19 protein-coding genes and 1 tRNA gene are annotated in these 25,099 nt (G+C 69.7%); 11 read left to right on the top strand and 9 right to left on the bottom strand.

The genetic code is table 11. The annotated features are described in order from the left end of the window. Positions 1–39: 39 nt before the first annotated feature. Positions 40–1,944, bottom strand: a complete 1,905-nt coding sequence (locus tag L3Q65_RS23230) for a hypothetical protein (RefSeq protein ID WP_237600793.1) — start codon at positions 1,942–1,944, stop codon at positions 40–42. 96 nt (positions 1,945–2,040) lie between these two features. On the opposite strand from L3Q65_RS23230, the gene L3Q65_RS23225 reads away from it, so the two are divergent. The 3 genes from L3Q65_RS23225 to L3Q65_RS23215 all read left to right on the top strand — a co-directional run bounded on the left by L3Q65_RS23225 (position 2,041) and on the right by L3Q65_RS23215 (position 4,183). After that, positions 2,041–2,421 (top strand): hypothetical protein, encoded by a 381-nt coding sequence (locus L3Q65_RS23225; RefSeq protein WP_182893986.1) that lies wholly within the window; start codon positions 2,041–2,043, stop codon positions 2,419–2,421. 187 nt (positions 2,422–2,608) lie between these two features. Further along, on the top strand, positions 2,609–3,226 hold the full coding sequence (locus tag L3Q65_RS23220) for a LysE family translocator (RefSeq protein ID WP_182893987.1): 618 nt from the start codon (positions 2,609–2,611) through the stop codon (positions 3,224–3,226). Between the two features lie 162 nt (positions 3,227–3,388). Continuing rightward, on the top strand, positions 3,389–4,183 hold the full coding sequence (locus tag L3Q65_RS23215; protein ID WP_237600792.1) for a GNAT family N-acetyltransferase: 795 nt from the start codon (positions 3,389–3,391) through the stop codon (positions 4,181–4,183). Here L3Q65_RS23215 and L3Q65_RS23210 read toward each other — a convergent pair. After that, positions 4,149–5,348: an MFS transporter gene (locus L3Q65_RS23210; protein WP_237600791.1), complete on the bottom strand. Its 1,200-nt coding sequence runs from the start codon at positions 5,346–5,348 to the stop codon at positions 4,149–4,151. The two genes, L3Q65_RS23215 and L3Q65_RS23210, sit on opposite strands and share 35 nt — an antisense overlap. 64 nt (positions 5,349–5,412) lie before the next feature. On the opposite strand from L3Q65_RS23210, the gene L3Q65_RS23205 reads away from it, so the two are divergent. Then, positions 5,413–6,609, top strand: coding sequence for a citrate/2-methylcitrate synthase (locus L3Q65_RS23205; RefSeq protein WP_237600790.1), 1,197 nt, complete (start codon positions 5,413–5,415; stop codon positions 6,607–6,609). Positions 6,610–6,631: 22 nt separating this feature from the next. Here L3Q65_RS23205 and L3Q65_RS23200 read toward each other — a convergent pair whose 3' ends face one another. Further along, complete coding sequence (locus tag L3Q65_RS23200; protein WP_237600931.1) at positions 6,632–7,231, bottom strand: DUF4291 domain-containing protein; 600 nt, start codon at positions 7,229–7,231, stop codon at positions 6,632–6,634. A 214-nt stretch (positions 7,232–7,445) separates the two neighbouring features. Here L3Q65_RS23200 and L3Q65_RS23195 point away from each other — a divergent pair, with 214 nt between their 5' ends. The 3 genes from L3Q65_RS23195 to L3Q65_RS23185 are packed head-to-tail and all read left to right on the top strand — an operon-like array spanning position 7,446 to position 9,908. Next, positions 7,446–8,153, top strand: a complete 708-nt coding sequence (locus tag L3Q65_RS23195) for a DUF6218 family protein (protein WP_237600789.1) — start codon at positions 7,446–7,448, stop codon at positions 8,151–8,153. After that, positions 8,150–9,412, top strand: a complete 1,263-nt coding sequence (locus L3Q65_RS23190; protein WP_237600788.1) for an exonuclease domain-containing protein — start codon at positions 8,150–8,152, stop codon at positions 9,410–9,412. Before L3Q65_RS23195 ends, L3Q65_RS23190 begins: the two co-directional genes overlap by 4 nt. Positions 9,413–9,422: 10 nt before the next feature. After that, the gene (locus L3Q65_RS23185) at positions 9,423–9,908 is read left to right on the top strand and encodes a hypothetical protein (protein ID WP_237600787.1); all 486 of its coding nucleotides are present in this window, start codon (positions 9,423–9,425) and stop codon (positions 9,906–9,908) included. Between the two features lie 33 nt (positions 9,909–9,941). Here the strand turns inward: L3Q65_RS23185 and L3Q65_RS23180 are convergent, their stop codons facing one another. From L3Q65_RS23180 to L3Q65_RS23170, 3 genes are read right to left on the bottom strand one after another with little or no spacing between them, the layout of a single operon-like run. After that, a complete protein-coding gene (locus L3Q65_RS23180; RefSeq protein WP_220507990.1) occupies positions 9,942–10,910 on the bottom strand; it encodes an ornithine cyclodeaminase family protein in 969 nt (322 codons plus the stop codon). A gap of 13 nt (positions 10,911–10,923) precedes the next feature. Next, positions 10,924–12,405, bottom strand: coding sequence for a sodium:solute symporter (locus L3Q65_RS23175; RefSeq protein WP_237600786.1), 1,482 nt, complete (start codon positions 12,403–12,405; stop codon positions 10,924–10,926). Further along, the gene (locus L3Q65_RS23170; RefSeq protein WP_182893996.1) at positions 12,402–12,626 is read right to left on the bottom strand and encodes a DUF3311 domain-containing protein; all 225 of its coding nucleotides are present in this window, start codon (positions 12,624–12,626) and stop codon (positions 12,402–12,404) included. The genes L3Q65_RS23175 and L3Q65_RS23170 overlap by 4 nt, the downstream gene beginning before the upstream one ends. A gap of 375 nt (positions 12,627–13,001) precedes the next feature. Between L3Q65_RS23170 and L3Q65_RS23165 the strand changes: the two genes are divergently transcribed. Then, a complete protein-coding gene (locus L3Q65_RS23165) occupies positions 13,002–13,616 on the top strand; it encodes a DUF3558 domain-containing protein (protein WP_237600785.1) in 615 nt (204 codons plus the stop codon). Positions 13,617–15,129: 1,513 nt separating this feature from the next. Here the strand turns inward: L3Q65_RS23165 and L3Q65_RS23160 are convergent. The 3 genes from L3Q65_RS23160 to L3Q65_RS23150 form a co-directional block, all read right to left on the bottom strand. Beyond that, a tRNA-Arg gene (locus L3Q65_RS23160) sits at positions 15,130–15,203 on the bottom strand. Between the two features lie 835 nt (positions 15,204–16,038). Continuing rightward, positions 16,039–16,470: a peptidase inhibitor family I36 protein gene (locus tag L3Q65_RS23155; protein WP_220507991.1), complete on the bottom strand. Its 432-nt coding sequence runs from the start codon at positions 16,468–16,470 to the stop codon at positions 16,039–16,041. A 189-nt stretch (positions 16,471–16,659) separates the two neighbouring features. Next, the gene (locus tag L3Q65_RS23150; protein ID WP_237600784.1) at positions 16,660–17,706 is read right to left on the bottom strand and encodes a LacI family DNA-binding transcriptional regulator; all 1,047 of its coding nucleotides are present in this window, start codon (positions 17,704–17,706) and stop codon (positions 16,660–16,662) included. Between the two features lie 155 nt (positions 17,707–17,861). On the opposite strand from L3Q65_RS23150, the gene L3Q65_RS23145 reads away from it, so the two are divergent. The 3 genes from L3Q65_RS23145 (at position 17,862) to L3Q65_RS23135 (ending at position 24,266) form a co-directional block, all read left to right on the top strand. Then, on the top strand, positions 17,862–19,880 hold the full coding sequence (locus L3Q65_RS23145; protein WP_182893999.1) for a cytochrome c oxidase assembly protein: 2,019 nt from the start codon (positions 17,862–17,864) through the stop codon (positions 19,878–19,880). Between the two features lie 102 nt (positions 19,881–19,982). Continuing rightward, entirely contained in the window at positions 19,983–21,659 is a 1,677-nt protein-coding gene (gene ettA, locus L3Q65_RS23140) for an energy-dependent translational throttle protein EttA (RefSeq protein ID WP_182894000.1), read from the top strand. 18 nt (positions 21,660–21,677) lie between these two features. Next, positions 21,678–24,266 carry a hypothetical protein gene (locus L3Q65_RS23135; protein ID WP_237600783.1) on the top strand — a complete coding sequence of 863 codons (2,589 nt, stop codon included), beginning with the start codon at positions 21,678–21,680 and terminating at the stop codon, positions 24,264–24,266. Positions 24,267–25,099 lie beyond the last annotated feature (833 nt).

The following is a 25,099-nucleotide window of genomic DNA, read 5'->3' as shown; positions in this document are numbered from 1 at the left end:
CAAAGGCCGGAACCACTGCCTCCCAACGCTTTCCGCCGGTCAATGCGCGGGCCAGCGCACCGCGTGCACCTGGTGATCGCGAGTGTCGGACTTGCCCACGACGTCCCCGCGCGCGTTGACGCCGAGTGCCTGGTTCGAGGCTCCGCCGGGCAACGGCGGCAACAGGGTCAGGGTTCCGTCGGCGCTCCACCGCAGCGCCCGGTCCGGAACGCCGGAGTTGAAGTGGGCCCAGCCGACCGTCTCTCCGGCGGCGGTGATTCCCGTTGCCTCGCTGTGGGTCGCCCCGGCGGGCACGGCGAGGACGGTGAGCTTGCCCTCGGCGCTCCAGCGCACGGGGAGGCCGCGGGAATAGCCGGCCGCCTCGCCGCGGTCGTTGACGGCGAGGGCCGCGGAGTAGCCGCCCGGCAGGGCGGGCAACTGGGTCACGGTCCCGTCCGCCGCCCAGCGGAGCGCGTTCCGGGAGGTGTCGTTCCGGCGGCCGGAGTACCCGGCGATCACGCCCCGGTCGTTGATCGCCAGCGCGGCGCCCAGCGCGTCGTGGTCGGGGATGGGCAGGTCGGTCGTGCTCCCGTCCGAGTTCCACCGGACCGGCGTCAGCGACCTGAACCGCTTCGCTGTCCTGCCGACGATCACTCCGCTGTCGTTGATCGCCGAGGCCAGGGACCGGACGCGGTCGCTCGGAGTCGCGAGCCGGGTGACGGTCCGGTCCGGGTTCCAGCGGATCGCCCAGGAGCCTTCTTCTCCTGCGATGACGCCGCTGGCGTTGATCGCGTTCGCCCGCCGGGACTTCCCTTCCGGGTCGAGGTCGGTCATGCCGCCGTCGCGAGACCAGAGCACTGGACGGACCCCGCCGTCGACGGTCCGGGAACTGCCGACGGCCTCTCCTCTGGCATTGATCGCGACCGCTTCCGCCGACTCGTACCGCGGCAGCGCGCGGCTCAGATCGGCGGACTGGCCCGAAGGCGACCAGCGCACCGCGTGCCGGGCAACGCTGGAACTCGGCACGGAGTAACCGGCCACCGTGCCGCGGGAGTCGATCGCGGAACCGCCGCTCTCGCGGTGCCCCGGCAGCGCGGCGAGATCGGTGACGCCGCCGCGGGAATCCCAGCGCACAGCGTGGTTCACTCCGTCCTCAGCGGTAGAAGTGCCGGTGACGACACCGAATTTGTTGATCGCGTTTCCGCTGCCCGCCGGGTCTTTCTGGCGAAGGCCCGGCAGTTGCCGGACAGTCCCGTTCGCATCCCAGCGCACCGGCTGGCCGCCGGAGCTGCCGACGACGACCCCGGCGTCGCTGATGCCGTTCGCCTTGCTGTCGTTCGTGCCGGGAAGGAGGGCGAGCAGGCTGAACGTGCCGTCCGGATTCCACCGGGCCGCACGGTTTCCGATGATTCCGGCGATCGTCCCGCGGTCGTTGATCGCGAAGGCCTCCGACTCCGCGGCGCCCGGCGGCATCGCGAGCATCTTCAGGGTCCCGTCGGTGTCCCACCGCGCCGCCAGACGGGAAGCGTTGGCGGGCGTGGTCATGCCCACGGCGACACCCGCGGAATTGACCGCGACGGCCTCGCCGCAACCGTAATCGCTCGCCGAACGCAACTCGGCGAACGAGCCGTCCGGCTGCCAGCGCACCGGTTTCCGGGTGCCGTTGCGGTCGTCGGCGGATCCGGTGACGACTCCGCGGGCATTGACCGCCCGCGCCGCCGTCGTGCGGTAAGGGGCGGGAACCGGAAGCCGGGCCACCGAGCCGTCCGGATTCCAGCGCGCCGCGACCGAGGCCTCGGCCCCGGTGTTGTAGGAGCCGACCGCGAGGCCGCTGTCGGTGATCCCGGCGATCTCGCTCGTGGTCTCGCCGGGAAACGCGCCGAGATCGACAACCGGAGCCGTCGCGGCCGCCGCCGTCTGATTCCCGCCCGTGACGACGGCGGCGGCGAGTAAAAGAATGGACAAGAAAGTACCCGGCAGGAAATGTCTTAGTCGCATGCCAGAACCCCTCCCGATGCGCGCTGAATGCGCTCATGAGGGAATTATGGCTCGACTGGAGTCGTGGCGAAAACCGCTGATCGGACGCGCGGCAGTCGGCTGCTTGCCCGCTGTTTCCCGGTCGGCTGCACCGTATTTCTGATCCGGGGAGCGACAGGTCGGATCAATGGTGCGGCGAAATTGATTAAGGCTGCTTATCCGCAGGCGTCGGCGGTGGCGGCGTTTTCGCGCTGGACTTCCACTTCCGCCAGTCGCTCTCGCCGCGCACCGGTCATCGACTGCCAGGCGTCCGAGCCCGCTGCGAGCGGCCGCGGCGCGGACGACGCCCGCGACGGTGCGTTCCTGGCTGCCGGGCCTCGCTTCCGCCGGAATCGGTTCCTGATCGGCGGGCCCGGCATCCGGGTGGCCGCCTCGAGGAAGTTCTCGATGCCCCATTCGGAGTAGCCGGCCCAGGCTGGCTGGGCCGCGCGACGATTGCGGTCGCCTTGCCGGACCCGGACCCGGACGCGGAAACCGTTGCTGTGGTTGCCGCTTCGCGATCCGCGGGGGAGGAGACCCGGCACCGTCGCCGGACAGGCACAGCGGCGTAATGAGGTAGGCGCCACCGGTTGATGATGCGACAGTGGGACCCATGTTGATCCAGTTTCTCGCGGCGGCAGGCGTTCTCGCCGTGCTGACCGTCGTTCCGGGCCCCGACATGGCGGTAGTGACGAAGCGGTCCATCGCCTCCGGCTGGCAGGACGGCCTGCGAACGGTCGGCGGCATCACCGCGGGATTGCTGGTGTGGGGCCTGCTCACCGTGGTCGGCCTGGCTGCCCTTCTCGCCGCGTCCGCCACGGCCTACACCATCGTCAAACTGGCCGGAGCGGCTTTTCTGCTGGTGCTCGGCATTCAAGCACTGCTCCACAGCCGAAAGCGCTCGGCACAGTCCGGCCCGAAAGCATCGTCGCCCGGCGGGAACCCGTGGCGGACCGGTCTGATCAGCAACCTCTTCAACCCGAAGATCGCGGTCTTCTACACCGGCCTGCTTCCGACGCTCGCGCCCGCCGGGCTCGCCCCGCAAGCCGGGATGGCGTTGCTGGTCCTGCTGCATGCCGTCCTCACCCTCGTCTGGCTCGGCAGTTACGTGCTGTTGCTCGCGAAAGCACGCGCGTTCTTCGAAAGGCCCGCCGTGCGCCGAACCATGCACCGCATCACCGGCGTCGTCCTGATCGGGTTCGGCGTCAAAGTGGCCGCCAGCCAGCCGTGAGTCCTCGTCCCGGAAGCTGGCATAGCCTGCTCTTGACTTGCCGACCGCGACGCGGGGGTGTGCCCAGTGGATGAGGTTCGCCGGTCCGCGCTAGATCCTTCGCAGATCACGCCAGGTTCGACACTGAGGCCGGTCGCGCGTTTTGCCGTGGAGCGGGGCGGCGTGGAACTGGCCTCGGCGGTGTTGGGCCGAGCGGAGATCTTCGAACGCGAACCCCTCGATCACGTGGTGGCTCGGCTTTCCTGGCGAGACGGCCGGCTGGACGCCGCCCGGGCCGCGGTGACCGCAGCCGTAGCCGCTGCTCCGGCCGGCGGTTCGGTTTACCTGCCCGTCAGCGCCTCAGTGAGTGCTGACCACGCCGAGCGCCGCGACGTCGCGCAAGCGTGCGGTTTCGCGCTGTTCCAGGAAAAAGAGGGCTTCTGGTGGGCTGACACCGGCCAAGCGATCCCCGATCCCGTCGGACTGCGGCTGGAGCCGATGTCGCGGATCGGCCGGGAACCGTTCGCCCACGTGATCGCGCAGTGCGTGGCCCAGACCCTCGACCGAACCGACGCCCTGGTGTTCGGTCGGCGCCAGCCCGAGCAGTGGGTCGCCACATTCCTGGACCACCACGCATCGGGCGCGGACGCCCAGTCGTGGCTGTACGCCGAAACGCCCGCCGGTGTGCCGGTCGGGTTCGTGGGCCTGGCCCAACGGGAAAGCGATCCAGCGGTGGGCACGATCGTGCTGATCGGCGTCCTCCCGGAACAGCGAGGCCGCCGCCACGTGGACCGACTCCTGCTGGCGGCCTACCGAGCCGCCCGGACGCGCGGCTTCGCGGCGGTGCAGTCCCTGGTCGATGTGGCAAACCACCCGATGACGGCGGCGATGCTCCGCTCTGGTGCGGATTCCGAAGCCGATCCGTGGCACAACTGGCTTTACCTCATCTCGGCACCTGCGGCGGAGTCTGCTCGTTAGCCGGGACCAGGCCAATGGCGCCCGCAGTGAGAACCGCTGCGGTGCAGAGCAAGACCTGACTGCTGACGGTGTTCTGGAAGGTCGTGGCGGTGAGTGTCCCGAGCGGTGTGGCTCCGTAGGTCAGGGTGCGGAAGACGCCCAGGACTTGCGCTCGCTGACCAGGACTGGTGGCGCGTTGCCGCAGGCTCATCGCCTGGACCGCCCACATCGCCCCGAACGCGCTCCCCACGACCATGACGGGTGCGATGAGCCAGGGAGAGCGCAGCAATGGGCTGAGAAACAACAAAGCCCAGCCGACCCGGGTGAGCCGCATCGTGGCGACCTCTCCGAAGAGCCGTTCGGCCCGGCTCGTGAGGTACGCCCCGACGCCCGCTCCGGCGCCGACGAGGCCGGTGAGCACTCCGTAGGTCGCCGGGGCGAGGCCGAGGCCGGTGTCCGAGTTGGCGTAGACAGCGAAGGCGGTCAGATAGATGCCGTTGGCGATGCTGGTGAGGCCGCTGATGGCGATAGCGGCTTTGAGGATCCGGCTTCGGCGCACGATCCGCAGCCCGCTCCGGACGTCGATCTTGCCCCGGGCACTGTGCCGGTGGGGCCAGGGCCGCCGTACCGCGGCGATGCACAACGTCGAGACACCGCAGAGAATGGCGGAGAGCAGAGGCGCTGCCGGCGGCCAGAGCGCGTAGGTCAGACCGGCGATCGGGGGCCCGAGGAACTGGTAGAAGACCCGAGTCGACACCGACAGCGCGCCGTTCGCGTCCGAGAGCCGGTCGCGGCCGACGAGTTCGGGGACAAGCGCTTCCGCGGCACCGTCGACGAAGGTTTGGAGTACTCCTGAAGCGAAGACAGCTACGGCGAGAACGACGGCGGAAGCGTGTCCAGTGGCACCGACTCCGAGCATGATCGCCGCGCGGGCGAGGTTGGCAGCCTGGATCACGCGGTGCGCATCCATGCGGTCCACGACGATCCCCGCGGGGATGGCCGCGACAAGCCAGGGAACGGCCGCCAGGGTGAACAGGAGCCCGGCGAGCGCAGGGCTGTCCAGGGTGTGGATGGCGAAAAGAGTCGCGCCGACAAGGAAAATTCCGTTGCCGGTGTCGGAGAGCGCGGTCGAGCACCACAAGCCAAGAAAACGCGGCCCGAGTCCGCGCCTGCTCGAATTGCCCATGCACCGACTCTGGCCAGGGACAATCAACGTTGTCAACGTTGATTGCCTGCACTATGGTCCGGCCATGGACGGCGGGTGGATGACCGCTGCCGAAGCTGCGGATCGGCTGGGCGTCACAGTGCGCACTCTTTACGCCTACGCGAGCCGAGGCGTCCTGACCGCGCGGCCCGTTCGCGGCGGTGGCGGCCGTCGTTCCCAGTACGAACGAGCACAGGTCGAGGCGCTCGCTGCCCGGACGGCGAAACGAGAACGAGCCGGTCAGGTCGAAATCCGCGTCGAGACCGCCGTCACCGACCTCAAACCGGCGGGCGCGTTGGCGTTTCGCGGCTATCCGATCGAGGACTTGCTGGACCGGAGTTTCGAGGACGTCGCTGAATTGCTCTGGACCGCGGATCTGCCCGCTGGCCCGGTTTCCTGGCCGAGCGAGAGTCGGCGTGAGGCCGCCCGCGTGCTGGCCGCGCTCCCCGAGACCGCAGGAGTGCCCGACCGGATGAGCGCGGTGGTTTCGGTACTGGGCATGGTGGATCCGGCACGACATGACCGCGGACCGGCCGCTGTCGCCGACGTCGGCAGGCGACTCGTCCCGGCCATGGCCTCAGCGATCTCGGCGCACCCCGATCCGCGTCCGGCGCCAGGATCGGTCGCGGCCACCATCTCCGACCGGCTCGCCCGCGACGACGTCCTTCCCGCGGCACCGGTCGACCTGGCCCTTTGCCTGCTGGCCGACCACGAACTCGCGGCGTCCACCTTCGTGTCCCGGATCGCCGCCGCCGCCGGCGCGGATCCCTACGCCGTCGTGGACATCGGAATCCAGACCATGCGAGCGGCCGACCACGGCGGAACTGCCCGCGACGTCCACCGGATGCTGCAACGAGTCGCGGAAGAAGGACTGTCCATTGTGGCCGCGGACGATCGGCGCGCGGGTGAGCTGCCGGGATTCGGGCACCCGGTGTACACCGACTCCGACCCTCGGGCACCGCACCTGCTGGCCGCTCTCGAGCGAGTCCACGCGGGGAGCGATCGCTTGGACCTCGTGCGGACGGTCCTGGAGTCGGCAACCCGGCGCGGCTTGCCCGCACCCAACATCGACCTCGCACTCGGTGCCATGGCTTGGCTTCACCGCTGGCCCGAGGAAGCTTCGACGGGATTGGTGGTCGTGGCCAGGACCGCAGGCTGGCTAGCCCACGCGGCGGAAGCCTACGAACGGCCGTCACGGCTACGGCCCCGCGCGGTTTACCTCGGACCACGTCGCCGTCGCTAGCTGGGCTGGTTGGCGCAGGCAGCTAACGCACCTCGCCGGGCTGCGGATCACTCGCCCCGATGAGCCCCAGAACAGGCGCAGGCACCGGATAAACCCGCTCAATCGGCAGCTCTTCCTGCGCGGCATCGACACGGCCGGAACTGACCAGCCCGTGGATCCGCGTGGCGAACGTGGTGATGTCCGTGATCCGCGTGATCCACTGGTCGAGATAACGATCGACCGCCTCGCCGGAAAGGCCGATCTGGATCGCACGGCGGTTGAGCGGCGCGAGGGTCGGCGACCGGTCGGGATCCCACTGGATGCGGACCGGGCTGGCGTTCTTGCGTTCAGCCCAGTGCCGCTCGCTCGCGTAGGTGCCCGGCTCGTAGCTGCTGAGGGCGGCGTGCGCGAGGGCCCATTCGAAGCCGTCTCGGGTGAGCTGGATTTCCAGGACGCGTTCCTGGCCGGGTTTGGCCGCCCATCCGGACCGGTACATCATCCACAGGAACGAGGGTTTGATCCAGGTCATCCGCTCCCGCTTGAACGGAGCCGCGAACGTCTGGGATTCGACTGCCGCATCGGCTATTTCCCGTGAGTACGCCTGATAGACGGTGATGGTCTGGTCGGTGAAGCCGGCCCGCACGTCACGGCGCGGGGCGCTTGGCCGGGCGCCGGGGCGGTTCGCCGGGGGCCGGTTGGGGGCGAGCTGGTCGGACACGTGGTTTCCTCCATGCTTGTGAAGCTGATTGTGCCTGCTCGCAATGGTTGTGTCGCTTGCTTTTCGGCTCCGGCGCGCACTGCTCTGTGTAACGGATTCTCCGCGGCGACGACCTGTTGTTGTCGGAAGAGGAGGTTCGATGACGGATGCGGTGACTGACGAAGCCGCGGCGAGTGATGCTGCGGCGTTCCAAGTTCCCGGAACTGCGGTGCTTGCCATGGGCGGGGGAGACGACGGTGCGGAGTCGCTTGCCGTGTGGCATGTCAGCGTGGCGGGTGCGCTGACGGGAGCTTGGGTCGCGCCGGTCGCGGAGGTGTTCGGGGCTCGCGCGGCGGCGCGGCGTGTTCTGGCGTTTCTCGAACGCCGCGCTGTCGCCGCCGTGTACCCGGAGAAGGTGCCGGGCTGGCTGGAGCAGTTGACTGGGGCAGCGGACCTTCCGGAGCGGAATGGCTGGTGGAAACGCCAGGAGTTCTCGCCGGCCGAAGCGTTCGGGGAGATCGTCGAGCGCCGGCGGCGGTACGCGGACACCGTCGAAGAGGAACGCGCGCGGAACAAGGCGATCACCGAGCTGGAGTGGGTGCACGAACTCTCGGACAGCGTTGAGATCGGCTGTTTCGAGGATCTGCGGCGGGTCGCCGGGGTTCGTCCCGCGGTGGGGAACCCGGTCGTGTCGGAGGCGCTGACGATCGCGCGGACGTTGAGGTGGGTGGTGTCTGTGTGGGCCGAGACTGAGAAGGTCAAGAACCGCCGTCGTTACGTGCGGGAAGCGCACGGCGAGGCGGAACCCTTGCCGCCGAGCTGGCTGAGTGCGGTGCAGGTCGCCAGCGAGACGAGGTTGCCGCTGTGAAGGCCGTGCACGGTTACGCCGTCATCGACACCGAGACCACCGGAATCCTCGCCGGCGGATGGCGGCACCGGATCGCGGAGATCGCCGTCGTCCACGTCAGCCCGGACGGCACGATCACCGGCGAGTGGTCGACCTTGGTCAATCCGGAGCGTGATCTGGGGCCGCAGAACGTGCACGGCATCCGCGCCGTCGACGCGCGGCGAGCCCCGTTGTTCGGCGAACTGGCCGGCGACCTCGTCGCGCGGTTGCGCGGACGAGTGCCGGTCGCGCACAACTGGTCGTTCGACGCCAGGCACCTCCGATCCGAGTTCGAACGCCTCGGCATCGAGACGCCGTTCGACGCTTCGTCGGGCGTGTGCACGATGCGCGCGGCAGGCCGGATCCACCTGGGTTCGCGACGTTCTCTGGCCGACTGCTGCGCGGCGGCAGGCGTGCCCGAACGTTCCTGGCACAGCGCGCGGGACGACGCGCTGGCGGCGGCCGAACTGCTGGCGTACTTCATTCGAAACGCGCCGGAGGCGGTGACGCTCACCGAAGCACAGGTGGGTGCCGCGTTCTGGGACTGGCCGCGGATTCCAGCCGGCACCGCAACGGCCGTGCGGCGCAGCGAACCAGGACGAGCGGAACCGCATTTTCTCGCCCGGCTGGTCGAACGGATGCCGCGTGACGAGGAACCTGTCACCGACGCGTACCTGGCCATGCTCGACGCGGCGCTGCTCGACCGGGACATCTCGTCGACCGAGGGGGACCTGCTCGTCGACCTCGCGCATGATCTCGGCCTGGGCCGGAACGAATTGACCGCGCTGCATTTGAGCTATGTGCGCGATCTTGCCCGCGAGGCATGGGCCGACGAGGTCGTCACCGACGAGGAACGACACGACTTGCTCACCGTCGCGAAGCTTCTGGCGCTCGATCACGCGGTGGTGGACCAAATCCTCGACGAGGAACGCACGGCGGCCTCTCCCGCGGCGCCTTCCGGTGGCAAACTCGGCGGGCTCGCGCTGAGACCAGGCGACAAGGTGGTGCTGACCGGGAGCATGGCGCGGGGACGCGAAGAGATCGTCGAGCAGGCAGCGTCCGCCGGTGTCCGGGTGACCGGGAGCGTCAGCGGGCAGACTCGCGTGGTGGTGGCCGCGGACCCGGATTCGCTGTCAGGCAAGGCCCGCAAGGCACGTGAGCTCGGGGTCCCGGTGGTGTCGGAAGATGCTTTCCTGGCGGTCCTCGACCGGTTGGCGGACCTGTCTTACGAGGTTCTGTGACGGGCTGCTGATGCTTGAAGAGGGCTTTGTGCGCGATCTGCGAAACTTGGCGCGCGAGCTGGAGATAAAGGTTGATTCATTCGAAAGCGGGCACGCGCGCTGGCATCTCTATTCCAGGGCGATTCGGGTATCGGTCGGGATTGATCGGCTGATCCCGTTGCTGAGCTGTGAGCCGGACGCGACGATTGCTGCTTCGGTTGCCTTGCAGTGCCTGGAGGAAGTCCCAGAGCCGCTCCTGGCAAGTGTGGTAAATGCGCTTCCTGCCGGTGGTTCACAGGGCCTCGCAAGGGCGAGAATGGCGGATCTATCGGTTCTCGACGCTCTCGCTTCGCGGCCGAGCGAGCCTCCCGGAGCGACTTCGATGGCAGGCTGGTCGCAATGGCTGCAGTTGCGCGCCGCGAAACTCTCTTCGCATCGGCAAGTGCTCGAGTATTTAGCGTCCTCCGGTGCCACGAAACGAATCAGGCGGGAGGCGCTGGCTCGCGCACGCGACTGAATCCGGTATTGCCATATTGTCCGAAGGGCGAGGTCATCGGTCCAGTGCGATTTCGACGCCGAGCCCCTTGCTCACCGCACGCCGCAGCACCAGCGCCGCCGTCGCGATGTCCTGGACCGCCACTCCGACCGAGTTGAACAGGGTGATCTCGCTTTCGCCGGTGCGCCCGGGGCAGATTCCCGCGAGAACTTCGCCCAGTTCGGTCGCCAGGTGCTGCTCGCTGATCACACCCTCGTGCAGTGCGGAGAGCGTGGCGCCGGACTCGGTCAGCGCGGTATGCCTGCTGTCCACGACGACGCGGGCGCGTCGCAGGCATTCCGCGTCGATTTCGCGGTGGCGGGGACGGGGCGGCGCGCCGACCACGTTCAGATGCTGGCCTGCTCGCAGCCATGTTCCGTGCACGATCGGATCCACCGCCGGGGTGAGCGTGCACACCACGTCGGCGGCCTGGACTGCTTCGGCAGGAGTGTCCGCCAAACGGATTTCGCACCCGGAGCCGGCTGCCTCTTCCCGGAACGCCTGTGCTGTCGCGGGATTGCGGCTCCAGACCACTGCCGTCCTGATCGGACGGACACAGGAGACAGCCGCCAGGTGCGCCCGCGCCAGCGCACCGGCCCCGATCAGGCCGAGCACCGAGCTGTCCGGATTGGACAGTGCTCTGGTCGCCACCGCGGATGCCGCCGCTGTGCGGTAACGGGTGATGACCGCACCGTCCACCAGGGCTTCGGCACGGCCGGTCGCGCTGTCGACCAGAGTGATCGTCGACTGCTGGCGCGGCCTGCCTGCCTCCGGATTTCCCGGCAGGTCGGCCAGCAGCTTGACGCCTCCGGCACCGTCCACTGTGGCGGTCATCGGAACGAGAAGCCCGTCGTTGCCGGGGATCGGCGCGCAGGCGCGGCCGGGCTGGGTGGCTCCGCCGAGCACGAGCTGCCGGTGTGCGTGCTCGACGGCGTCGATCACCTCGCGGAGGTCGAGGACTTCCTCGACCTCCGAACGCGTCACGATGCGAACCATGTCAGCTTCGCCCTTCGCCGGTCGCCGGGACGCTCTCCGGCTGGACTGTCTTCCTGGCCGGCGAAAGGATTTCGCGGGCCAGGCGGACGATCGGGATCTCGTGGTCGACCGGTTTGCCCGCATACAGGGCGGACATGCCCGCCGCGACCGCCGCGTTCACCGCGGCCGCGATCAGACCGCTGTTGACCACTCCGCCGACCGCGGCATGGCTGAAGTACAAGAACGCCACGGTGGTGCAACCCGCGATCAGCCCGACGGCCAGCGGGACTGCTCGCAGCTTGCGGAAGAACAGCACGCCGAGCCAGGCCGGCACCAGTTGAGCCGTCAGCGACAGCGCCAGGTTGAGGAACGTCAGCATGATCGAGGACGCGAACGTCGTCAGCGCCGCGGTGCCGACCAGGAACGCCGCCATGATCGGCTTGAGCCTGCTCTGCGCGGCCGCTTGCGAGCGCTTCGGCAGGATGTTGCGGGTGAGCACGCCGCTGAACATCAGCGCGTTGCCTGCCAGGACCAGGACTCCGGCCAGCCCCGCGCCCGCCGCCACGAGACCCACGATCCAGTCCGGCGCGAGTTCGCGGGTCACCTCGAGAAAGACCGAATCGGCGTTGTGCAGGCCTGGCCTGGTCTGCAGGCCGTAGTAGGCGGCGAAGACCAGCAGCGGGTACATCAGCATGTAGAGCGGCATCCAGATCACGGACTTCTTCACCCCGGCCTCGGACCGCGCGGAGAACAGGAACTGTGCGGGCAGCGTGAGGTAGAACTGCAAGGACTGCAGGAAAATCGTGGTCATCGCGAAGACCAGCCCGGCTCCGCTGACGGTGGCCAGGCGCGGCGTCGTTTCGACCACGGCGAAAACACCGGGAACACCCTTCGCCGCGATCACCGCCGCGATGCCGGCGAGCATGATGCCCAGCAGCATGAACACGTCTTTGACGATCGCGACGAAAGCGGTCGAGCGCATGCCCGACGCGGCGACGTAGACGAACGCGATGACTCCGGCCCCGACGATCGCCTCCAGCCGGGTGACCGGGATGCCGAGTCCGGTGAGGACTGTCTGCAGTCCGATGAACTGGAAGATCGCCCACGGCACCAATGCCAGCACGAACGAGACCGCGGTGAGCCGTTCCAGCAGCCGGTTGCGGTAGTGGCCGTACATGACGTCGGCGACGGTGACCGCGTCGTACGCCTTGCCCGCGCGCCACACGAGCGGCGCGAGGAAATAGCCGAGGACGTAGCCCGCCAGGATGTAGCCGATGAACCAGATCCCGTAGGAGGCGCCTTTGGCGTAGATGCCGCCCGGGAAGCCGAGCATGGTGCCGATGCTGTAGATCTCTCCCACGGCGAGGAAGAAGATCAAGCGGCTCGGCAGCGCCCGCCCGGCGACCAGCGTGGCGACCGCGCCCTTGCCGGTTCCGCCCCGGCGAGCGGCCAGCGCCACTCCGATCGACAAAGCCATGACGACGGCGAATACCGTTGCGATCATTCTTCGCCGCCTTCCACTCGCCGGTACTGCGCACGATCGAAGAACCGCCACGACGCCCACAGGCAGAGCGTGGTCAGCGGGAGCCAAGCGAACAGCCACGCGAACACCAGTGGTATGCCGAACACGGTGGCGGTGCTCTGACTGCAGAGCGGCACGCCGACGAAGATCGCCAAGCCGGGCAGGCCGAGTGCGATCAAGACGGACCAGCGACTTCCGAGCATGGGACCTCCTGAAGCCTGGAAAGGCGGCTGCCGGGGCGACGGTGGCCGGGCCAGTTTCCCGGCACCGGCGCGATACTCCGGCGGCATTTTGGTATACCAGAACTACGGTAGGAGGCCGGCGCGGTTTTCCGACAGGTCCAGTTGTGAGCCAGATCTCAGTGCCAGTTGGTCGGCCTGGCTGAGCGTTCGGGGCAGGCGACTGTCCCTCGCGGGTCTCCTGGCCGGAAACAAGGGCGGGCACGATATCGCTGGTGATCACGGAGATTGTCCCTCGCCGCAAAGGAGCCCGGGCCCCAGCCGCGCAGCACCGGAGCTGGGCGGAGCAAGATAGCCGCGACCAGATGAACCAGCAGGCAAAGGGAGTCTGAGCACCAGATGCCGCACCGCACCGTCCGACTCGCCACCGCTGCCGTCGCCGCCATCGGCTTGCTCGCCGCCTCCGCCTGCGGCGGTGACATCGACGGGACCGGAGGAACTGCTCAGCCGCCGGGCAGCGCGGGCTCAAGCGCGCCGGACGACGGCAGCGGCTCGGGACCCAAGGTTCCGTCCCCGCTGCCCACCAAGGACTTGATCGCCAACCCGTGCAGCGTGCTCAACGCCTCGGAAGCGGAACAGGTCGGCCTCAAGTACCCCGGCGAGAAAAGCACCGGCGTGCTGAACGGGTGCCGGTGGACCTCCTCCGGAAGCAACCTGAACTTCGTCAACGACACGCCGATCGAGCAGAACAAGCACGGGATCAGCGACATCTACGACCAGAAGGCCAAGCAGGCTTACTTCGAGCCCACCGCGGTCAACGGCTACCCGGCCGTTTTCGCGGGCGCCGAGGACAGCCGCGCGAACGGCATCTGCACCCTCTGGGTCGGCGTCACCGACCAGCTCGCCGTCTCGGTCCTCCCGAACATCAGCATGGGGTCGAACAAGAAGGACCCCTGCGGCATCGCGAAGAAGTTCGCCACCGCGATGATCGGACATCTCCAGGGGGCGTCGTGATCGTCACTCGACCTCCGCGCGGGCTCAAGCGGGAAGCTCAGCGTGTCTTGCCCGGGCCGAAGAGGTCCGAACGGCTCCGCCTCCCGCTCGGCGGCGTGCGCCTTCTGGTCGCCCCGGTTCGCTGATCCGCGTTCGACGAAAACACCGGCCCGATTGTCAATTTAGCCCCATTACGCGGTGCCGCCGCACGCTTCTGCCGCCGTGCCTGAGCTGGGCGGCTGCCTGCGGGTGGCTGTCCGACGCTCAGCTGATCCGTCGATCGAACCGGGCTCCGGCCACAGAGGCGGCCACGGGCGGTCGCGCGATATCGGGTGCTGGCGACCACAGGCAGTCCGATCGTCAGCCCGACGAGCACTGTCGCTCTCGGCGAATACACGGCCAACTAGTCCGGCGAGACGCTAGCCAGCGCGGCAACCGCAATCGTGAGGAATGGAATTGCGACCTCGAGTGCCAACGGTGCCGTGCCAGATCCTGGATCGCGTCGCGTTGCTCGGCACTAACGCGATAGCGGCCAGCGCACGTTCAGCTCTGGATAGAGCACCGGATTGCGGAAGATTCATTTGTTGAGAGCTTGCGACACGCGACCTACGCGACAGTGCATCCACTCCGGCGGTGCCGGCGTCGCCATTTCACGCGGCCAACCGTCGCCCCGCCCCGCCCCGCCTGCCGACGCGCACTCAATCGCAGGTACGGAAAGGTTGCGAGGGCTCTCAACGGGCCGCCACGCGCTGGCCGCCCCCCGCGGCGACGGAATGGATCACGTTCGACGAAAACACCGGCCCGATAACCGAAATCCTGCCGTGCTAAGCGATGCCGCCGGACGCTTCCGCCGCCGTGAATGCGCTAGGCGGCTTCGCATACGAGGAGCGCGGACACCTCCTTTCCCCGCTGCTGACGCGAGCGCGGGCAAGGCTATGGCGCACTGGCTCTTGTCGCCGGAGCGCGATCGACCAATGTGGTTGGCGGCTAGGCAGCTTCCTCCGATGCGGTGGTCTTTGTGGACGGTCGGCGCGGCGGCGTTGCGGGCCGGTGGGCGAGTTCGATGCCAAGGCTGAGCTGCCCGGGCGACCGGCAGGCTCTGGTCGGCTGGGTCACCACGCCGGTGCCGGGCAGGTTCGCGGTTGGTCGCGGCGCGCTCGCTGTCGGTGAGCGCGGGTGCCGGGCGAGGTAGTGGAGTCTGCGGAGATGCCGCTGGACGAGCCCGGCGCGGCGTGCTTGCTCGAAGAGAACTCGGGCAGCCTCGTTTCGGGTCCGTCGGCTGGGACTGGGACGGTCGGACATAGGGGTTCCTGGCGTGGTCGAGCTGGCTGAGGGCAAGATCACGAATGCGTTTCGGCCTGGTTGAGGCGTCGTGATGGCGGCGTGCTTCTGGACGGCACGCGTGCCGACTCGGGGCAATGCCTTGCAAGGGGGATGCCGGGTGCGGCTCGGCCGAGTCCGGCAACAGTGTGCGCCGGCCGGCTTCCGGCCCTCGGCCGGGCCTGGCCAGGGGTTCCCCTGACCAGGCCGTTTGTGCCCCCGGCAGGACTCGAACCTGCGACCTAGAGATTAGAAGGCTCTTGCTCTATCCAGCTGAGCTACGAGGGCCCGGGTGGCTGACAGCTGCTGACCTCCAGCATGGGCAGCTTAGTCATCGCCAATCTCTCGATCGTTCGACACCGTCGAATCGTTTCAGCTTCCGTTCGTCGGATTTGCGGGTGCCCGGAGGCGGAATGCCACAGCGCGCGACGGTTCCGGTACGCACTGCGCGGGAAAGCGGCCTGGCCTGGCTGGCGGGCGACGGTTTGTGCAGCTTGGGCACCTGGATCTCCTGGCTGGGGCGGTGGGCGGGACGGGGTTCGAGGCTGTTCTGCTGGAAAGACTGTGGCGATCTTGTGATGTAAGGCTTCTGGCCTGGCGATGACAGTTGGGCGGTTCGGCGGTTGCGGTACGGCGGAAAGGTGTCAGGCCGGACCGCCGGTGGCCCGGCGGCATCGGACCCGCGCTCAAGCCTGGCGCGATGCCGGTGTGACTAAGCGGACGCGGACTGGGGAGCCCACCCCGAGCCAGTCGCACTACGGGGGCGTGGCCTGCGGACAGTCGGGCTCGCCCCGAGGCTGCCGGCTCGCAGCCGTGGCCGGGGCGCACCTGCCGCGAGCCAGGTGCCGGTCCGCGGCGGCCACGTCAGAGCAGACCGCACCCGAATGGCGCCGAACCGCCTGAGCTGCGGTGGAGCGCAAACCCGGGCCTCGCCTCCCGCTCCCGGGTCGGGGCCGGGAACGGGAAGCGAGGGGCAGGGGCCCGTGGGCGCGGATCTTCCGGGCTGCGCGCCCACGGGCCTAGGGGCCGCTCGGGGGTGCGGCCCCCGGGCCGGCGAACTGGGGCGGCGAGTCGACTCGGCCGGAGCTGCCTCGTTCGCCTGGCCCGGTCTCAGGGGCAGGGGCTATTCCCACACTTTCAGGGCACGCACCGCGAACGGGGACTGCGGAACGTACGTGCCACCGCCCGGATAGGTGATGAAATCGCCCTCGGTGGAACAGTCCGCTCCTTGGTAGATGGTGACGTCACGCGTCATCCGGTTGACGAAGGAATGGCCTTGGAATCCCTCGGGCAGGGGAATGCAATCACCCGGATTCGCCGTGCGCAGGTCATAACTCTGCACGCCGCCGGAATAGGTTTCGGTGTCCCACAGGCAGAACTCGCCCGCACCGCAGGCGGGAGCGGGCGGAACGGACGGCGCGGCTTGGGCCAGGCCGGAGGCGGTCAGCAGACCGGCGGTGACCAGCAGCAGTACGCCGGGCAGGCGGGCCGGGGCGGAGGCGGGCCACGAGCGGCGGCCGGGGAAAGGCAGGGACGGCAGAAGACGGCGGAACATCGTGGGAACTCCCCCTCAATCGAAGCGATGCCGGGCGAAGAGGCCGGCAGGTATCCCGGGAAACCCGGTGTGATCTCCACCTTGGCGGGTTCCGTGCGATTTGTCTGCCCGCATTCCTACGTCTGTGGACAAGTAGTTTCCCGTCACCCGGACGGGACCTAGTTGTCCACAGATCGCCGAACGGTCTTGCTAAATCGCCGCGGTGCTTTCGCGGACGGCGAGCGACACCGGGAGTTCGACCGGCGGCGGGACTGGTTCCCCCGCCAGCAGGCCCATCACCAGTTCCCCCGCGACGCGGCCCTTGCCCGCCAGGTCCTGCCGCACGGTGGTGAGCGGTGGTTCAGACCACGCGGCCTGCGGGGTGTCGTCGAAGCCGACGATCGAAACGTCGGCGGGAACCCGCAGGCCCAGCCGATGGGCGGCGGCGATCGCGGCGAAGGCCAGCTGGTCGGACATGCACAGCAAGGCCGTCGGACGCACGGAAGCGGTGAGCAGGTCCGTCGCGGCGGCGCGGGCGGTCGAAGCCGACAGCCAGGGGGCTTCGGTGATGGTGATGTCGCTGATCCCGGCGGCGGCCAGCGTGTCGAGGTATCCGGCGAGGCGTTCGCGGGTGCCGTGGAAGGCGCTGGAAACCGCGGCGCCGGAAAGGCGCGGGGCGGCGAGGATTCCGAAGCGGCGATGGCCAAGCTCGACTAAATGGCGTGCGGCCAACGAGGCGCCGCCGCGGTCGTCGCAGCCGACTCGGGCCGTGTCCGGGAGGGGCGGCTGGTCGATGACTACGAGCGGCAAACCCCGTGCCCGCACGGCTTCCAGCGCGGGAGTGCCGTCGGCGAGGGAGTACGCCACGGCGATATCCGCTTGTGCGGCCAGGACTCGCGACGCCGGCGGGCCTTCCTGGGCTTCGCGGCCGGGCAGCAGCAACAGCGCGTTGCCGGTGGGTTCCACGGTTTTCGCGAGCGCGTCGAGGGTGATCGACAGCGCGGGATCGGAGAAGGCCGCCGACAGCGACGAATCGAGCAGGAAAGCGATCGCGCCGGTGCGGCTCGTGGCGAGGCTGCGGGCGGTCGGGTTCGGACCGGGGTAACCGAGTTCACCCGCCACGCGCAGAATCTGTTCCCGCAGCTGCGCGGACAGCTGGTCAGGCCGGTTGTAGGCGTTCGACACAGTGGCGCGCGACACCCCGACCGCCTCCGCGACGTCGTCCAGCGTCGGGCGGCGGCGACGGCTGCTGGTCATCGGCGGAGCATAGAGGAAAGCCTTGCCGTGCACCGGATTCCGTCCAGGAACCCGGCTCGACCAGCGCAAACATCGCAAGCGAGCGATCCGGCGCGAAACCCGGCGGGCGGCCGACCCCCGTGCCGCCGCCCGCGCGACCGGCCTAGTCTCGTACCGTGAGCTCGGAACCTGTGACGAAACCCGCCCCGAACCGCGGACGCAAGACGAGTGTGCTCCCGCTGCTTTCGGTCGGAGTGGTGCTCGGCGCGGTCGTCGCGGTCGGGCTCGTCGCGCTCACCGGCGGCGCGGGCTACGTCATCGCCGGGCTGCCGGACCCCGGGCTCGTCACGCGTTACGGCGTCACGGTGGTCCGCGTGCTCGCCGAAGCGGCGTCGGTCGTGTGCGTCGGCGGCTTGCTGCTGGCCGCTTTCCTCGTGCCGCCCCAGAAATCCGGCACGCTCGCCCCCGAGGGGTACGCCGCGGTCCGCACCGCGGGAATCGCCGCGTGGGTGTGGTTCGCCGCCTCGATCCTGTCCGTCGCCTTCACCGCCGCGGACAGCGCGGGCAAACCGTTCGGCGACGTCCTTTCCCCGGACACCCTGCTGAGCCTCGTCGGCGCGATCGAACAGCCCAAGGCGTGGCTGTGGACGGCGCTGATCGCGATCCTGCTCGCCCTCGGCTGCCGCCTGGTGCTCAGCTGGGGCTGGACGGCGGTGCTGTTCTTCCTGTCCGTCGCCGGGCTCGTCCCGGTCGCGGTCACCGGGCACTCGGCCAGCGGCGGTTCGCACGACCTCGCCACCAACAGCCTGCTGTTCCACCTCGTCGCGGCCGCGCTGTGGGTCGGCGGCCTGCTGGCCGTGCTCGCGCTCGGCTGGCGCCGGGGCAAGAACCTCAGCCTCGCCGCGCAGCGGTTCTCCAAGCTCGCGCTGGTGTGCTGGGTCGTGATGGCGGTGTCCGGCATCGTCAACGCGCTGGTCCGGATCAACCTCGGCGACCTCTTCACCACCGACTACGGCCTGCTCGTCGTCGCCAAGATCGTCGCGCTGCTGCTGCTCGGCGTCTTCGGCCAGCAGCAGCGCAGCCGCGGCGTCGCGAACCTCGTGGACGGCAAGGGCGGCAGCCAATTGCTGCGGCTCGCCGCGGTCGAGGTGCTGATCATGTTCGTCACCATCGGCATCGCGTCCGGCCTCGCCCGCACGCCGCCGCCGCCGGACGCGGTCACCCAGCCGGGCACCGTCGAACTCCTCATCGGCTACGACCTCCAGGGCCCGCCGACGTTCTGGCGGCTGCTCACCGACTGGCGGTTCGACCTGATCTACGGCACCCTCGCGATCGTTCTCGCCGGCCTCTACCTGCTCGGCGTGCGGCGGCTGCGCAAGCGCGGCGACGCCTGGCCGGTCGGCCGGACCGTCGCGTGGCTCGCCGGCTGCCTGGTGATCCTGCTGGCCACCTCGTCGGGCATCGGCCGGTACGCGCCCGCGATGTTCAGCGTGCACATGGGCACCCACATGCTGATGTCGATGGTCGCGCCGGTCCTGCTGGTGCTCGGCGGCCCGGTCACGCTCGCCCTGCGCGCGCTCCCGCCCGCCGGCCGCGACGCCCCTCCCGGCCCGCGCGAATGGCTGCTGGCCGCCGTGCACTCGCCGGTTTCGCGGTTCCTGACGAACCCGATCGTCGCGCTGCTGCTGTTCGTCGGATCCTTCTACGCGCTGTACTTCTCCGGCCTCTTCGACAACGCGCTCAACTACCACTGGGCGCACCTGGCGATGAACGCGCACTTCCTGCTCGTCGGCTATGTCTTCTACTGGCCGGTGATCGGCGTCGACCCGGCGCCGCGGCGGCTGCCTCCGGTCGGGAAGCTCGGGATGATGTTCGGCGCCATGCCGTTCCACGCGTTCTTCGGCGTGATCCTGATGAACATGCAGACCGTGATCGGCCGCGAGTTCTACACGTCGCTGAAGCTGCCGTGGGTCGGCGACCTGCTGACCGACCAGCGCCTCGGCGGCGGCATCGCGTGGGCCTCGGGCGAGGTGCCGGTGCTGCTCGTGCTGATCGCGCTGCTGGTGCAGTGGGCGCGCCAGGACGAGCGCGAGGCGAAGCGGCGCGACCGGCGCGAGGAGACCACCGGCGGCGAGGAACTCGCCGCCTACAACGCGATGCTGAAGAATCTCGCCGAGGGCAAACGGGCGGAGTGACTGCCCGGATTTGATATCGCCGGAGTGAGGACGACCTGACCCTCGGTAGCGCGGTGGTGACCGCCGTCAGGCCGCCGGAGGAGCCACTCTACGATCGATGGCATGGCCGAGTTCATCTACACCATGAAGAAGGTGCGCAAGACCGTCGGGGACAAGGTGATCCTCGACGACGTGAGCACCGCGTTCTACCCCGGAGCCAAGATCGGCGTCGTGGGCCCGAACGGCGCCGGCAAGTCGACCGTTCTCAAGATCATGGCGGGGATCGAGCAGGCCAGCAACGGCGAGGCTTTCCTGCAGCCGGGCGCGAGCGTCGGCATCCTCATGCAGGAGCCGGAGCTGGACGAGACCAAGACCGTCCGGCAGAACGTCGAGGAGGGGCTCGGCGACACCAAGAAGAAGCTCGACCGCTACAACGAGATCGCCGAGCAGATGGCGACCGACTACAGCGACGCGCTGATGGAGGAGATGGGCCAGCTTCAGGAGGAGCTGGACCACGCCGACGCCTGGGAGCTCGACTCGACCGTCGAGCAGGCGATGGACGCCCTGCGCTGCCCGCCGCCGGACGAGCCGGTCACCCACCTCTCCGGCGGCGAGCGCCGCCGCGTCGCGCTGTGCAAGCTGCTGCTGTCCGCGCCCGACCTGCTGCTGCTCGACGAGCCCACCAACCACCTGGACGCCGAAAGCGTGCTGTGGCTGGAGCAGTTCCTGGCCACCTACAAGGGCGCCGTCCTCGCCGTCACGCACGACCGGTACTTCCTGGACAACGTCGCCGAGTGGATCATGGAGCTCGACCGCGGCCGCGTCGTCGGCTACGAGGGCAACTACTCCACGTACCTGGAGAAGAAGCGCGAGCGGCTCGAGGTCCAGGGCAAGAAGGACGCCAAGCTGGCCAAGCGGCTCAAGAGCGAGCTGGAATGGGTGCGGTCCAACGCCAAGGCGCGCCAGACCAAGTCCCGTTCGCGGCTCGACCGCTACGAGGAGATGGCCGCGGAGGCGGACAAGCACCGCAAGCTCGACTTCGAGGAGATCCAGATCCCGCCGGGCCCGCGCCTGGGCAGCGTCGTGGTCGAGGTCGAGAAGCTGCGCAAGGGCTTCGACGACCGCGTGCTGATCGACGGGCTCTCGTTCGACCTGCCGCGCAACGGCATCGTCGGCGTGATCGGCCCGAACGGCGTCGGCAAGACCACGCTGTTCAAGACCATCGTCGGGCTCGAGGAGCCGGACGGCGGCTCGGTCAAGATCGGCGAGACGGTCAAACTGTCCTATGTGGACCAGAGCCGCGGCGGGATCGACCCGAAGAAGACCGTGTGGGAGGTCGTCTCGGACAAGCTCGACTACATCCACGTCGGGCAGACCGAAATGCCCTCGCGCGCTTACGTGAGCGCGTTCGGCTTCAAGGGCCCGGACCAGCAGAAGCCGGCGGGCGTGCTCTCCGGCGGCGAGCGCAACCGGCTCAATCTCGCGCTGACGCTCAAAGAGGGCGGGAACCTGATCCTGCTGGACGAGCCGACGAACGACCTGGACGTCGAAACGCTGGGCTCGCTGGAGAACGCGCTCGAGCAGTTCCCCGGCTGCGCCGTCGTGATCTCCCACGACCGGTGGTTCCTCGACCGGGTCGCGACGCACATCCTCGCCTGGGAAGGCACCGACGAGGACCCGGCGAAGTGGTTCTGGTTCGAGGGCAACTTCGAGGGCTACGAGAAGAACAAGGTCGAGCGCCTCGGCGCCGAAGCGGCTCGTCCGCACCGGGTCACCCACCGCAAGCTGAAGCGCGACTGACCGGCGCGGGGGTCCCGAGTGGAAACCAGCAGGCACAACCGGCCCAGCCCGTCCGCGACCGCGGACGGGCGGCCCGCCGTTGCCAGTGGCGGGACCCTCGCCGACCTCGGTCGGCTCATCGACCGGGCGGAATCGCTGCGCTTCCGCGCGCCCGAGCTGTCGCTGGTCCTCGGCGAACGCTCGGCCGCGCTCGCGGAGACGGCGGGCGCGGACGGGCACTGGATCCGGGCGGAAGCGCTCGTGGTGTCCGCTCGCGTGCGGACCGGGGCGCGGACGTCCACGGTCGGCCGCGCGGTCGCGGCCTTGCGCGCGGCTGAGCACGCCGGGTACGCCACGACGGCGGCGCGGCTGCGCGTCGACCTGGCGATCTGCGCGCGCAGTCTCGGCGTTCCGCTGATGGGGCTGGCCGCGCTGCGGCCGGTGCTGTCGGAGGACGTGCCGCCGTCGCTGCGCGCGGAAGCGCTGTGCCATCTCGTCGGATGCCTCGCCCAGTTCGGCCGGAAGACGGAACTGGACCGGGTGCTCGTCGAGGCGGACCGGCTGCTGGTGGCCGACGATTCGCTCGACGCGGACGACCGGCTGCTGATGCGGGCGCTGCTGCGCAACGGAACCGCGGCGCACCGGCGCAGGCACGGCGACCTCACCGCGGCCGCGGACGCCGCGCGCACCGGACTCGGGTTCCTGGAGAAGATGGACCGTCCCGGCGACGACGGCGGTCTCGTCCGGATCCGGCTCGTGCTGCAACTGGTCAGCACGCTGCTCGACCGCGGCGACGCGGACATGGCTTACGACATCGCCGAGCCCGTGCTGCGGGAACCGGTCCGTGCCGCCGGGGTCGCGCCCGCGGCGTGGCTGCGGCTGGCGGTGGCGACGCGCATCCACTTGCCCTCCGGCGCCGGCGACGCCGCTGCCGAGCTGGTGGGGGAGGCCGTCGCGGCCGCCGACCGGCACGGGCTCGCGGCGGTCACCGCGCGGTTGTGGCTGGAGCTGGCGCAGATCGAGGAACGGTTCGGCAGCGCGGAAGAGGCCATCGGATGCCTGCACCGGGCGCGGGCCGCCGAACACGTGCACGCGCGGGCCCGGCGCCAGGCCTGCGGGCTGATCGCGGGCGAACTGGGCGCCGAGTCGGTCGCGTCGATGGACCTCGACGACGTCCTCGCCGCGTCCGCCCCGCGCGACGGGCGCCCGGTGTCGATGGAGGTCGAGCCGCGGGTCGCGGCCGAGGAGACCTCGGTGATGCCGGCGATCCGCGACGTCCCCGCCGAGCGGCCGGGCCCGGTCGCGGCTCCGCTGCCGGTCGTCCCGGCGCAGGTCGAGGTGCCTGCGGTGCCGGGTTCGGCCGCGGCCTTGATCGAGGCGGCGGACAAGAAGCCCGCGTGGTCGTTCCGGCGGGCCGCGGCGGAGGCGGAGGTCGAGCAGACCTCAGTGCTTCCGGCGATCCGGGAAGAGGCCGAGGAGACTCCGCGGACCGGCGGACGGCGGCGGGCTGAGGACCGCAAGCCGCCGGTGCTGCCCGGATGGGCGCGGCCGTTCGGGCGGAAGAGCGCCGACGCGCCTGCGCCGCGGAAGCGGGCGGCTGTGGAGCCGGTCAGCCGGGCGGAGGCCTCGCGGGCAGCGTCGGAACGGCCGGTGCCGGTCGCGGAGAGCGCTGCGGCGGTGCAGCGAACGAACGACGCGGCGAGCGTTGCGGCGGTGCGTCGGACGGAGGCTGCGGAGAGCGCTGCCGGGGCGCGGGCCGCCAAGGACGTTTCGGTGCCGAGCCCGGTCGCTGAGGCCGCGCCGGGTCGTCGCCGGGCGCAGCCTGCTGAGGAGACGTCGGTCCGCTGGCCGGAGAAGCCGCCGGCCGCGCGGCGGTCGGCTGAGGACGCGCCCGCCCGTCGGGAAGAGAAGACGAAGCCTGAGGAGACGCCGGTCCGTCCGTCGCGGGCGGCTGACGAAGCGCAGGCCCCGGCCGAGGAGGCGCCGCGGTTCTCGCTGCGGATGCCGGATCTGTCGGACATCCTGCCGGAGCTCCCGCTCGCCCCGGCTCCCGCGGACGAGCCCGCCGCGCCGTTGTGGGAAAGCGCCGAGTGGGCGCAGGAGGAAGCGGCCCGTCGCGACGCCCGCGGACGCAAGACCCGGCACGACGCCGAACACGGGTCGGTCGCCGCGAAGTCCGTGCTGGACCGGCTGGGCATCACCGCCAGCGGCGGAGGCGGCGGACGGCGCCGGGCCGACGAGCCCGGACGTTCCGAAACCGCCGCACCGGAAACCGCCGCCAAGGACAAGCCGGAGCTGGCTCCCGCGCCGCGGCCGGAGGAACCGGAGCCGGCCGAGGAGCCCTGGCTGCCGCGCTTGCGGATGCCGCCCGCCCTGGACCCGCTGTCCGACGTCGACGCGTGGACGCCGTCGGAGCAGCCGTTCCCGGAGGGCTACGCGCGAGCCATCGCGGAGGACGAACCGCCGCCGGACGCCGGTCTCGCCGAACTGCTCGCCCGCGCCCTCGCCGAACACCAGGCGGGCACCGCGAGCGCGGCCGCGCTGGTGAAACGCCTCGGCCCGAACGACGAACCGAAGCCGATCAACGGCCGCGCGACCGCCGACCGCCACCACAACAACGGCGACTGACGCGCGCCGGAAAGTTCTTGCGCCGCAGGGGAAATGCTGGCTGTACCGGGCAGATTCCGCGGCGGGGGCAGGGGATCGCGCATCGATTCGGACTCGGCTTTGGGCTCGAGTGGTCGGTGAAGGGCCCTTCACGGGCCACTGCGGGAGTGCGGCCACGCGGTTCGCGCTGCTGGCGGGAAACCTCGTCGGCGCGGGGGCCTGCGGCTTTGGCCCCCAGAGGTTTATGAGGGTTCCCTTCACGGACTTTTGCGGAAGTGCACCGGCGCGGCCTGCGCTGCTTGTGCGGGAGCCTCGTCGACGGGGAGAGTCCTGCGGCTTCGGCTCCGAGTGGTCCGTGAGGGGAACCCTCACGGAATCTGATTCCCTCAAGCGGCCCTTCACGGACTTCCGCGGTAGCGGAGCGGAAGCAACTCCAGCCGATCCCCCGTTTTCCCGCCGCCCCAAGCGATTTTCCCAGTCACTGGCAGAACGCGCCGAGATCATGCAGCAACAAACCACCCGGCCCGCCGATCTGCGCGCTCCCCTCGCTTGCCCCATCCTGAAACCCAGGCTGCTCCGCCCGGCGCACCCGGCTCCCTCCGCCGCAACGGAAGAATTAGCCCGTACGGGTGGGAATTCTCGCAGGGGAGGGAGGCAACCTTTTCCGTTCTCGCCGCGGGCGATACAGACGCTGAACCGATCCCGAAGCGGCCGCCGCATCCGGGAAACCGGCGCTCCGGCCTCGTGCCAAGCCTTTTGCCGGGAACCGCCCGCGTCGAACCCGCCGGTAGCTGAACCGATCCCGCGCGAGCGCGTCGTCAGGGACCCCGGAAACGAACCTTAAGTCTTTCCCA

Origin of the sequence: Amycolatopsis sp. FU40, from assembly GCF_021903635.1 — a bacterium.
Classification (GTDB): domain Bacteria; phylum Actinomycetota; class Actinomycetes; order Mycobacteriales; family Pseudonocardiaceae; genus Amycolatopsis; species Amycolatopsis dendrobii.
Note: the sequence above shows the minus strand (reverse complement) of the source record. Positions and strands in the feature narration are given on the sequence as shown.